The sequence below is a fragment of the Vibrio makurazakiensis genome (genome assembly GCF_050337375.1).
Classification (GTDB): Bacteria; Pseudomonadota; Gammaproteobacteria; order Enterobacterales; family Vibrionaceae; genus Vibrio; species Vibrio makurazakiensis.
On the sequence record NZ_JAKJSW010000157.1, the window covers coordinates 1 to 10268 of the forward strand.

Annotated in this window: 10 protein-coding genes and 1 pseudogene; 7 read left to right on the top strand and 4 right to left on the bottom strand. The window is 42.0% G+C overall.

The annotated features are described in order from the left end of the window. The 5 genes and pseudogenes from L4C33_RS15795 to L4C33_RS15815 all read left to right on the top strand — a co-directional run. Positions 1 to 312 (top strand): annotated as a pseudogene (locus L4C33_RS15795) (ABC transporter permease); the annotation flags it as partial. Between the two features lie 9 nt (positions 313 to 321). Further along, positions 322 to 1041, top strand: coding sequence for an energy-coupling factor ABC transporter ATP-binding protein (locus L4C33_RS15800; protein WP_428813377.1), 720 nt, complete (start codon positions 322 to 324; stop codon positions 1039 to 1041). Then, positions 1019 to 1603 (top strand): molybdenum cofactor guanylyltransferase MobA, encoded by a 585-nt coding sequence (gene mobA / locus L4C33_RS15805; RefSeq protein WP_428813378.1) that lies wholly within the window; start codon positions 1019 to 1021, stop codon positions 1601 to 1603. The genes L4C33_RS15800 and mobA overlap by 23 nt, the downstream gene beginning before the upstream one ends. Continuing rightward, the gene (locus tag L4C33_RS15810; protein WP_428813379.1) at positions 1603 to 3402 is read left to right on the top strand and encodes a bifunctional molybdopterin-guanine dinucleotide biosynthesis adaptor protein MobB/molybdopterin molybdotransferase MoeA; all 1800 of its coding nucleotides are present in this window, start codon (positions 1603 to 1605) and stop codon (positions 3400 to 3402) included. Before mobA ends, L4C33_RS15810 begins: the two co-directional genes overlap by 1 nt. Positions 3403 to 3469: 67 nt before the next feature. Continuing rightward, positions 3470 to 3736: a DUF2960 domain-containing protein gene (locus L4C33_RS15815; RefSeq protein ID WP_428813380.1), complete on the top strand. Its 267-nt coding sequence runs from the start codon at positions 3470 to 3472 to the stop codon at positions 3734 to 3736. Positions 3737 to 3862: 126 nt separating this feature from the next. Here L4C33_RS15815 and nagK read toward each other — a convergent pair whose 3' ends face one another. Beyond that, positions 3863 to 4771 carry an N-acetylglucosamine kinase gene (gene nagK / locus L4C33_RS15820; protein ID WP_428813381.1) on the bottom strand — a complete coding sequence of 303 codons (909 nt, stop codon included), beginning with the start codon at positions 4769 to 4771 and terminating at the stop codon, positions 3863 to 3865. Between the two features lie 153 nt (positions 4772 to 4924). Next, positions 4925 to 5665 carry a tRNA-uridine aminocarboxypropyltransferase gene (locus tag L4C33_RS15825; protein ID WP_428813382.1) on the bottom strand — a complete coding sequence of 247 codons (741 nt, stop codon included), beginning with the start codon at positions 5663 to 5665 and terminating at the stop codon, positions 4925 to 4927. Between the two features lie 76 nt (positions 5666 to 5741). Between L4C33_RS15825 and L4C33_RS15830 the strand changes: the two genes are divergently transcribed. Next, complete coding sequence (locus L4C33_RS15830; RefSeq protein WP_428813383.1) at positions 5742 to 6554, top strand: sterol desaturase family protein; 813 nt, start codon at positions 5742 to 5744, stop codon at positions 6552 to 6554. Between the two features lie 183 nt (positions 6555 to 6737). Here the strand turns inward: L4C33_RS15830 and L4C33_RS15835 are convergent, their stop codons facing one another. Further along, positions 6738 to 8771: a methyl-accepting chemotaxis protein gene (locus tag L4C33_RS15835; protein ID WP_428813384.1), complete on the bottom strand. Its 2034-nt coding sequence runs from the start codon at positions 8769 to 8771 to the stop codon at positions 6738 to 6740. Positions 8772 to 8875: 104 nt separating this feature from the next. Between L4C33_RS15835 and L4C33_RS15840 the strand changes: the two genes are divergently transcribed. Next, entirely contained in the window at positions 8876 to 9379 is a 504-nt protein-coding gene (locus tag L4C33_RS15840; protein WP_428813385.1) for an NlpC/P60 family protein, read from the top strand. 26 nt (positions 9380 to 9405) lie between these two features. On the opposite strand, the gene L4C33_RS15845 is transcribed toward L4C33_RS15840, so the two are convergent. Next, positions 9406 to 9750, bottom strand: a complete 345-nt coding sequence (locus tag L4C33_RS15845; RefSeq protein WP_428813386.1) for a DUF3802 family protein — start codon at positions 9748 to 9750, stop codon at positions 9406 to 9408. Positions 9751 to 10268: the final 518 nt, after the last annotated feature.

The following is a 10268-nucleotide window of genomic DNA, read 5'->3' on the forward strand; positions in this document are numbered from 1 at the left end:
GTAGAAACGGCTTTAACTCTTGGTGTATCGACGACACGAGTGGCCGCTACTTTAATTTGGGAAACACGCTTCCCACTACTCGCAGCTGTTATCGCAGCATTTTCCCGTATTGTTACTGAAGTCGGTTGTTCAATGATGGTAGGTGGCAACATCATGGGTATGACTCGTAATATCCCAACGGCAATAGCGATGGAAAGCCATAAAGGGGCATTTGCTCAAGGCGTAGCACTTGGCATGGTCTTACTTTGTTTAGCACTCGCTCTAAACTTCTTTCTCTCAAGTGTGAGAGGAAAAGGTTATCTAAGGACRTAGGTGAATAACATGAGTATTAAGATAACCACACAACAGCTTTCTGTTCGCTTTAAAGAACGAGTGCTTTTCCATATTCCTCAATTAAGCATTGGCCCGAATGACGCGATTTACCTTAAGGGCGATAATGGCGTTGGTAAAACGACATTGCTTAAAGTTCTTGCTGGTTTAACCAAACCCACAACCGGAAACATAAATGGTTCAATATCGGGTTGGAAAGCGACATTGCTACCTCGTTCGAAATTCAAAGACATTATCTATCTGCACCAATCACCATATTTATTCGATGGCACCGTGTTTCAAAATGTCGCTTATGGGATTCGATTTGTAAAAGAGTGCCAAAAAGATAAGCGAGCGCAAATAATCAATGCGTTAAGAATGGTAGGTTTGGAAACTTTAGCAGACGAGCATGTGTCCGTACTGTCTGGCGGAGAACGACAACGCGTCGCGATGGCACGAGCATGGATCTTAAAACCTTCTATTCTGCTAATGGATGAACCGAGTGCCTCATTAGATAAAGAATCGATTGAAAGATTGGTTGTAATGGCACAAGATCTCCTGAAAAGAGGCGTCAGCTTGGTGATAACAAGTCACCAAACCAATGCCCTAACCGATTTATGCCAAAAACAATGGTGGATTAAAGACAACACTTTAATTGAATCGCCAATGTTGCATGTGATTTCAAAACATAAAGCACAAGAGAATTTATATGTTGCTTCCAACGCAAACTAGTTGGGTTATTTTAGCTGGCGGCCAAGCAAGTCGCATGGGCGGTAAAGACAAGGGCTTAGTTGAATTGAATGGTCAGCCATTAATTCAATACGTTATCGACAAGCTCGCACCGCAAACCAAATGCATCACCATAAATGCCAATCGTAATCTCAGTACCTACAGTCAATTTGCGCCTGTCGTTCAAGACTCATTCCCAGATTACCCGGGCCCACTCGGTGGGATCCACGCAGGCTTAAAAAGTGCGCCTAATGACTGGGTTGGCTTTGTTCCTTGTGACAGCCCACAAATCAACGAAGACCTTGTTGCTCGTTTCTGTAAACAAGTCGAACCGGATACCGATATTTTGGTTGCTCACGATGGTGAGTACAAACAGCCGGTTTTCACCCTATTTCACAAACGAGTTTTGCCTAAGTTAGAAGCATTTTTAGCTCGTGGCGACCGTAAGATCATCCTTTTATACAAAGAGTGCCAAACAAGCTATGTGGATTTCAGTGATTCACCAAACTGCTTCGTCAACTTAAACACTCCTGAAGAACTACTACAATTTGGAACGCTCCAGTAATGACAAATTCAAAATGCTACCCTAACCTACCCCTGCTCGGCTTTGCAGCTTACAGCGGTACAGGCAAAACAACTTTACTTGAAGCGCTTTTACCTTTGTTAACCGAATCAGGACTAAAAATTGGCGTATTGAAACATGCGCACCACGACTTTGATGTCGATAAACCAGGTAAAGACAGCTATCGCTTAAGAAAAGCTGGAGCAACTCAAATGCTGATTGCATCACGTAATCGACACGCATTGATGACAGAGACTCCAGAAGAAGAAGCGAATTTCGAATACTTACTGACTCGTTTTGATTCTGAGCAACTTGATCTCATCTTGGTTGAAGGCTGTAAGAACATTGCGTTTCCAAAAATCGAACTGCATCGCGCTGAAGTGGGTAAACCTTGGCTTTACCCTAATGATGACAATATTGTTGCTATAGCCGCCGACGAGAAAGTCGACAGCGACTTGCCTCAAATGTCGATTAACGACTTACAAGCAATCAGCCAGTTCGTTATTAACTATGCATCAGAGTTTTCTAGTTCATCGAAATGTTGCGCTCCAAAAGATGATATTCCAGCACCATGCTGCGATTCTTTTTCGCCTGCTGGTTTAACCGTGACTCAAGGGCAAGAAAAGATCCTAGACAGTATCGACAACTCAAAGCTGACAGAGTCGGTTAGCCTACTCGACAGCTTTGAACGTGTATTGGCCACTGACATCATTTCTCCAATCAATGTTCCTCAATACACTAACTCTGCGATGGACGGTTATGCTATCAAGGTTGACGACTTAGCAAGAGACTCATATACCGTTGTTGCTGACGTAATGGCTGGGTATGCATATGACGCTGAATTACAGTCTGGTGAAGCTGTAAAAATAATGACTGGCGCACCTATGCCTAAAGGGGCAAACACCGTCATTATGCGCGAACAAGCTATACATGAAAATGATCACGTTAGCTTCCCTGACGCTAAAATCAGCATCGGACAAAACGTTCGTCAGGCTGGTGAAGATTTAGCTATTGGACAGCCAGTCTTCACACAAGGCACCCGTATCGACTCGCCTGAAATGGGAATGATAGCGTCGCTTGGTTTCGGGCAATGCGAGGTTAAACGAAAAATCAAAGTAGCCGTTTTTTCTACAGGTGATGAAGTACAAAACCCAGGTGAAACACAAAAGCCAAATTCTATTTACGACTCAAACCGCTTCACGATTATGGGCATGCTACGTAAGCTGGATTGCGACATCATCGACTACGGCATCATTGAAGATAACGAGTCTAAAATGATGGATGTACTACATTCAGCTTCATTAGATGCAGATATGGTGATCACATCTGGTGGCGTTTCGGTGGGTGATGCAGATTACATTAAACTCGCACTCGATAAACTTGGTCAGATAGACTTCTGGCGTATCAACATGCGCCCGGGACGCCCTTTAGCTTACGGTAAGATCGAGGAAACACCATTCTTCGGATTACCAGGCAACCCAGTTGCCGTTATGGTTTCTTTCATTAATTTTGTAGAGCCTGCAATTCGAAAGCTTCAAGGACAAGAAAACTGGCAGCCTGTTAAAGTAAATGCTGTAGCGGCTGAGGCTATTCGCTCTCGTCAAGGTCGAACAGAGTTCAGCCGCGGTGTATTCACCATGAACGAAAATGGCACAGTAGAAGTTCGTACTACAGGTAAACAGGGCTCTGGTATCCTACGCTCAATGAGTGAAGCTAACTGCTTAATCGAAGTTTCTCCGAATGTAGATACAGTTAAAGTCGGTGAAAGCGTGACAATCATCCCACTTCAAGGCAGAATCTAACTATTAGATTTTGAAGGCTAAGTTAATCGCTTACTTAGCCTTAGATATTGCATTTAGAGAGACCGACATGGCACGCACAATTCTTTACACGTACAAAGAAGAAGACAAAGAGTTACTGTTTTCTTATCAAGAGCACCGCACAATTCAAGAAGCGGTAGCAGAAGCAGAAGGCATTGATCTTACTGAGTACCTAAAGACCGAACAACAGCTTGAGTTAATCTCTGATACGAAAGCTGTTCGTAATTACCAAGATAACTACTTCCGCAAGCTTGGCTTTACTAAGCTAACGCTAAAGCAAAAAGATAATCTTGGTGTAGGTAAAAAGAACAAGTAATCCTCAAGGATTCAGTCATCTACAGACAGATACAAAAAAGGTTGATGTTCACACATCAACCTTTTTTAATTTCACTTATCCTAACTGGATAAAATTAAGCATCTCTAATTAAAATAGAATTTTAATCTATTTTATATTTAGGAAAGCTGCCCCACGAACACCGCCTGAATCGCCATGCTTCGCTTTAATGATCTTCGGACACTTCGCCACAGAAAGTAGGTACTTAGGTACTCGTTTTGGCATTTCTTCGTAGATAAGCTCAAAGTTAGACAAACCACCACCCAATGCAACAACGTGTGGGTCTAATGCAGTGAACAAGTTACCAAAACAGATAGCCAACAACTCCATAAAGCGTTCAACATGCTCAGCTGCTTTCGCTTCACCTTGTGCATTCGCTTCAATGATCTCTATCGCCTTCTTCTTCTCGCCAAAGTAGTGTTCATACAACAGCTCGAAGCCTCGACCAGATAGATAGCTATCTAGACAACCTTTTTTTCCACAACCACAGCCTAATAGTGGCGCATTTTCACCTAAATGAAGCCAAGCATCTAACGGTAAACGCATATGACCAAGTTCACCCGCTACATGGTTGCGACCTGAGAATACTTTACCGTCGTAAATTAAACCTCCACCAAAGCCCGTACCTAAAATAAGGCCTGCAACTGAAGGTTCATCTTTAAGCTCTTCATCCCACGCTTCAGACAAAGCGAAGCAGTTTGCGTCATTTTCGATCTTTACAGTGCGACCAATTTTCGCTTCTAAATCAGCACGTAGTGGCTTGCCTTTAGCTGAAGGTACATTAACCGTTAACACTGTTCCATCATCAGCGTCTTCCATACCAGGAAGCCCTAAGCCAATCTTTCCTTCACAAGAGAATTCAGCGTCATACTTGTTCACAATGCCTGCAATCGTATCAACCAACTTCGAATAATCATCGGTTGGTGTAGGTACGCGCTCGGTTGCTACTCGCTCTAAGTTTTCGTTGAAGGCACCAAATTCAATTTTAGTCCCGCCAACATCGAAGCCGTAATACATGTAACTCTCTCCTGATTCATCCCTAAAATGGGACGTTAAAACTAAACTAGAGGCATTATCCATATCCCTCCCCCCACAAACCGTGACCTAAAGCGAATTTATTCGCTGAAATGAACTGGTTGAACAACAAGACAGCACACGGAATTGCAAAGCTTAGACTGACTTCTCGCTTTTCGTGTGCTCTATGAAAGCTTTCAAACACGGCATCGTCGGATCAGACTTATATCGGGTCTTACTTAACATGTAACTTTCGCGGAATGTTTCAAACCAAAGCTGCAGAACCTCACCCGCTTCAACTTCATGTGCTTGTTTCAATACTAAACTCGCAACTTCTGCTGTCGACAAATGCTGGTCGTTATCCGATTTTCTCATCATATATTGAGATACCGAATCTGGCTCGATAGAAAGTACTGGCAGGTTTTGTAGATACTCCGAGCGACGGAATATTTTTCTTGCTTCGCGCCAGCTTCCATCAAGGAAGATAAATAACAAAGTTTTGTTAAGGTCACGAGTGGTGGACAAGTCTGTAATTACGCGTGATTTATCATCTGTGTAGTCTTCAGGGAAAACTACCACAGGCTGATAACGCTCATCGTTCAAGATATCTAACATTTCAGAACTTGGTTCTGTGCGATTCCACTGATATACATAGCTTTCTTTGATCGTGTCCACAATCAAACGACCAGTATTACTTGGTTTCAATACTTCATTGTCCGATACGATCAACATCGCTGCGACATTGGTGTCGATATCAGGTTGATACTCACAAATACAATGGTCTTGCTTTATTTGGCAATGCTGACAACGAACGACTTTGCAGCCTCGAGCATTAAACGGTTTGGTCGATAAAGACAAGCGGTGTTGGAACAGACGGTGGAAAGCGTGGATTCTCATGAAGTACAAACGATAACTATAGATAATTGGCGCAATTGTACTTACAGTAACAACAGATTGATAGAAGGAATTCTTTATGCAAGACCCCGCTCTACTGCGCTTTGTTTGTTTTATTCTCGTATTTCTTCTTTGTGCTTTTTGGGAATACAAAGCACAACGTAAACCTCTTACCCAAAGCAAGTTTGTTCGTTGGGGAAACAATTTAAGCTTACTGACTTTAAATGGTGTACTTATCGCATTGATAATGCCTATTGTTGCATTTCAAGCAGCAGTGTTGGCTCAAAACCATAGTGTGGGGTTGTTCAATGTAATCACTCTTCCTACGATTGTTGAGATCGGGCTGTCAGTCGTCCTCCTCGACTTAGCAATTTACCTTCAGCATTTGGTATTTCATCGTGTTCCCTTTCTATGGAAGCTTCACCGAGTACACCACGCAGACCTAGATATTGACGTAACAACGGGGACTCGCTTTCATCCAGTTGAGATCCTAATATCCATGTGGATAAAAATAGCGTTCGTTATGATTCTAGGCGTTCCACCTATTGCAGTCATCATTTTCGAAATCATCCTAAACGCAAGTGCAATGTTTAATCACAGCAATGCAAAGCTCCCGTTACCTATGGATAAATGGTTACGACGTTTGTTAGTCACCCCCGATATGCATAGAGTTCACCACTCCATCATTGCTCGTGAAACACATTCAAACTTCGGGTTCTTCTTGTCTACATGGGACTTTGTATTTAAGACTTACAGGTCGCAACCTGAATTTGGCCATGACGGCGTTAAGATTGGTGTGCCTGAAATCAATACTCCACAGTCACAACACTTGAATCGGATGTTGATTCAACCTTTTGTGAAGCACCCTAACAGCAAAGATTCAGACAGTTAGTTAGCTGCTTAAGGCTTCATTAAACGTAATAAAAAGAGGTGCTAGTTGTAAAACTGGCACCTCTTTTTTCGTTAATCGCAATCTAATCGCTTAAAGCCAAGCACCAACCAATGTTCAGGCTATGGTTGATGTGTCGCACGATTAGTTTGCCCTCTGTTTATTGGTTCTGGTTACTATCAAGCCCTAGCTTAGAATGTATTTATGCAGCATAGATTGTTGATTACCTGCAATTTGAGCTACCTGCTGAGAACTTTCGACCATAGACTCAATTTGATGCTTAGTGTTCTCTCCACGATCGGATATCCGTGAGATTGAATTTGAAACATCGGCAGTCGCTCGTTCTTGTTCTTCAGTCGCCACCATTATCTGCTCGACTCGGCCGCGGATTTTTTCTACCGCCAGTGCGATATCTTCAAATGTAACTTTTACATCGTTACTTGTCTCAAGTGCGCTCGACATTTCTTTTCTTGATTCAGCCACCGCCATGCGTGATTTGTCTGCCGCAGTGACTAATTCGTTCATCATGTCTCTGATGTTTGTCGTTTGCTGCGATGTTCCACTTGCTAATTTTCTTACTTCATCTGCGACCACGGCAAAGCCCCGCCCTTGCTCACCAGCTCGTGCAGCTTCAATAGCGGCGTTCAGTGCGAGTAAATTCGTGCTTTCCGCTATTCCGCTGATCATATCAACCATCTCACGGATCTGTTTTACGCGACTATCAAGTTCAACCATCGACGACTCATTGATGTTCAACGTATTTTCTAGACTCTGTAAACGATCTTGGTTCAACCCAATCACTTTGCTGCCTAGCAATGATTGTTCTGCCGCATGTACTGCATCTTGATTGGAATCATTGGTGATTGTAGCTATTTCTCCGATTGAAGCCTCTAACTGAGTAATCGTCGAAATCATACTTTGTAAGGAATCATTCTGTTCAATCAAGCTTTGATTGGTGTTTTCCGCAGCTTCGTGGCTTACCTCTGCCGTTTGATAAAGTGTTTCACAATTTCTTGTCACAGTAGAGATTGAACCATTGGTTGATGCGATAACCGCATTCAACTTTTCTGCGATTACTTGTAGTTCATGTGGACCGATTGTTTTCGTACTACCTGAAAAGTCATGATTGGATAATAAGTTAAGCTGACTCGTAATATTTTTCAGTCCTTTATTTGTCCATGCTCTTAACCAAATCCATGAAACAAGGACAACACTAACGATGACGAGCCCGCTAAGCAAAATTACCTTAATAATGGTCGAGATGGTTGTGGTCACTACCGTTTCACTTTGATCGATAAGATCCGATGCTGTATTCGAAATAGAGTTAAGCGTTTCAATAATACGGTCACCAACAACGCCGGCTTTGGCTAGCTCTAGCTTTTGTTGGTCTTGAGACTCTAGCTTGGTGAGTATCTGCTTCAATACCCCACCTTCAGCAAAACCCGCCTTTACCATCTCATAAGGTGCGGTTAAGCTCGCAAACTCTTTTATATCTGGATGCCAATCTGAAAAGTCATCATACGCAAGGTTAATACCTGCAATCCGATTGCGCATTTCTTTATACTCTAGCCCAGCACTATCTAAGTCTTCTTGCATCATCATGACCAAAAAAGTACTTTCCATTGAGCTCGCACTAGCAGTAAACCGGTTGGCAGCATCATAAGCTTCTGGGTTATTTTGTACTAGGAATGAGCTAATTCGATTCATTTCAGGGCCAATTGAACTTAGACCATAACGAAATTCTGTTACTTCACTGCTCAACTGAGCTTGTCTGCTGAGTATCTCCATTTGCATACTGAGTACTCCTCGTGAAACAGACTGGAGAAGTTTAATGTCATCCATCAGTTGCTTTCGATATTCTTCAGATACTGAGCCTTTAAAATTATCCGCGATGATAAACAATTGCTCTACGAGTAAATCCGTGCGATCCGTTGTGGATTGAACTTTACTTTGTACAGCCACCAGCGCGTCTGTGTTGTCTATCTGCGTGCCATAACTCAACAACTTCACTTGCTCTAGAATACTTTGAGTTAACTCCGCATTATGCATTGCTAGCGGTAGCCCCTGTTCAGACAGAGTTTCAAAATGACTACCGACTCTTTCTACACCACGAATACTAGCAAAAGATAAAATGGCGACAAGAACGATAATTGATAAGAAGATCACGCTGATCATTTGAATAAGCGAGAGAGAAGAAGGAGAACGTTTTAAATTAAGCATTTCAAATCCAGTTTGACTCACAAGAGCTAAGCCCTTAATTTAAGACGTATACTAGGATCCGTAGATGACGGTTTTATTTCATAACAATTTCAGTACAGTGACACATGAAACGAACGAACTTCTTATACCTGCCACTCAGCCTATTGTTGCTAGCTGGTTGTAGTTCTCAGCCAGATATGACGAGGCTCGCAGAAATCGAGGCTTCAAAATCTAGGCTGTCACATACGCAGAAAGCGAATGATAAACAAATCACCGATGCGTATATGGCAATGTATGCACAATGGAAAGGTGTACCCTACCTATACGGTGGAACATCATTTCAAGGAGTTGATTGTTCAGCTTTTGTTCAGACAATTGTTCGTGATGCGACTCAGCAATTACTGCCAAGAACAACCCATAAACAAAGTACTCACGGTATAGAAGTTTCCTACTCTGAAGTAAGAAGTGGCGATTTAGTTTTCTTTAAAACATCTCGAACGACAAATCATGTAGGCGTTTATCTGGGGAATATGCAATTTTTACATGCATCAACATCAAAAGGTGTGATTATTTCAAGGCTAGATAACCCGTATTGGGCTTCTGTATTTTGGCAATTTAGGCGAGTGTAGTACCCGCCTACTTTGGTAGATTTGTGTTAATCGTACTTTGCGACAGCGGAATCAAACAGGTTCTTAACCAGTGCGATATATTCATCTAAGAATTCAATTTGTGGGTTTGTTGCTTTCTTGCTCCAAACACCCGCTAATACTTCACCTAAGTCTTCAACGACAGAATCGGCTTCTTTTAGCAATTGAAAACGAACACTTGAATGAAGCTCAGGGTTCTGTTCAAAGATTGTCATGATATTACTAGAAATCATATCCGTCACAAYATCTTCAACACTTTCTTCCCCAGTGTCACCTTGCTGCTGAGCAAATACATCTAAATTAAATGCCAAATGCTCAATTAACGCTAAATAACCATCGGTTTCTACAACCACTATACTTCTCCATTCCCGAGCTAGGCTAGGACCAAAAAACACCTAATACATGTAATACTAAGACATGTCTGCCATTTGTCATCAATATATTTCTAAAACTAAGCGGCTACTCAGTTAGGTGGTCATTGCATAAACGATATTGTTCGAAAACACACAGTTTTGCTACCGAAACTCACCTTTTCTACATTATACGGATACACGCAGTTAATTATCGACAACCACATTGCGTYCGTAATATCGAAGATATCAACTGAAAATAAAGATTCCACCAACAATGGTCACTAACGAATAGGATTGAGAGTCTCCTCCCAAAATATATCTCACTATTGGTACGTCATCTATTTTACGGAGCGCCGATATAAGCATTCTATATGGGTATTATATCTATCAATAGTGATTCATCAAAACGTAAACGACTTAGTTCACAATTCAATGATTTTATTTATTACGCCTTTGTTTCAAAAGCGAAATGTTGAGCTTCCCCTCTATTAAAGGTCAGAAAGTATTCTAAACTGGAG

Bases quoted from the DNA above. Each gene is read 5' to 3' on its own strand.
- L4C33_RS15800 (WP_428813377.1), top strand. From the start codon at position 322: ATGAGTATTAAGATAACCACACAACAGCTTTCTGTTCGCTTTAAAGAA.
- mobA (WP_428813378.1), top strand. From the start codon at position 1,019: ATGTTGCTTCCAACGCAAACTAGTTGGGTTATTTTAGCTGGCGGCCAA.
- L4C33_RS15810 (WP_428813379.1), top strand. From the start codon at position 1,603: ATGACAAATTCAAAATGCTACCCTAACCTACCCCTGCTCGGCTTTGCA.
- L4C33_RS15815 (WP_428813380.1), top strand. From the start codon at position 3,470: ATGGCACGCACAATTCTTTACACGTACAAAGAAGAAGACAAAGAGTTA.
- nagK (WP_428813381.1), bottom strand. From the start codon at position 4,771: ATGTATTACGGCTTCGATGTTGGCGGGACTAAAATTGAATTTGGTGCC.
- L4C33_RS15825 (WP_428813382.1), bottom strand. From the start codon at position 5,665: ATGAGAATCCACGCTTTCCACCGTCTGTTCCAACACCGCTTGTCTTTA.
- L4C33_RS15830 (WP_428813383.1), top strand. From the start codon at position 5,742: ATGCAAGACCCCGCTCTACTGCGCTTTGTTTGTTTTATTCTCGTATTT.
- L4C33_RS15835 (WP_428813384.1), bottom strand. From the start codon at position 8,771: ATGCTTAATTTAAAACGTTCTCCTTCTTCTCTCTCGCTTATTCAAATG.
- L4C33_RS15840 (WP_428813385.1), top strand. From the start codon at position 8,876: ATGAAACGAACGAACTTCTTATACCTGCCACTCAGCCTATTGTTGCTA.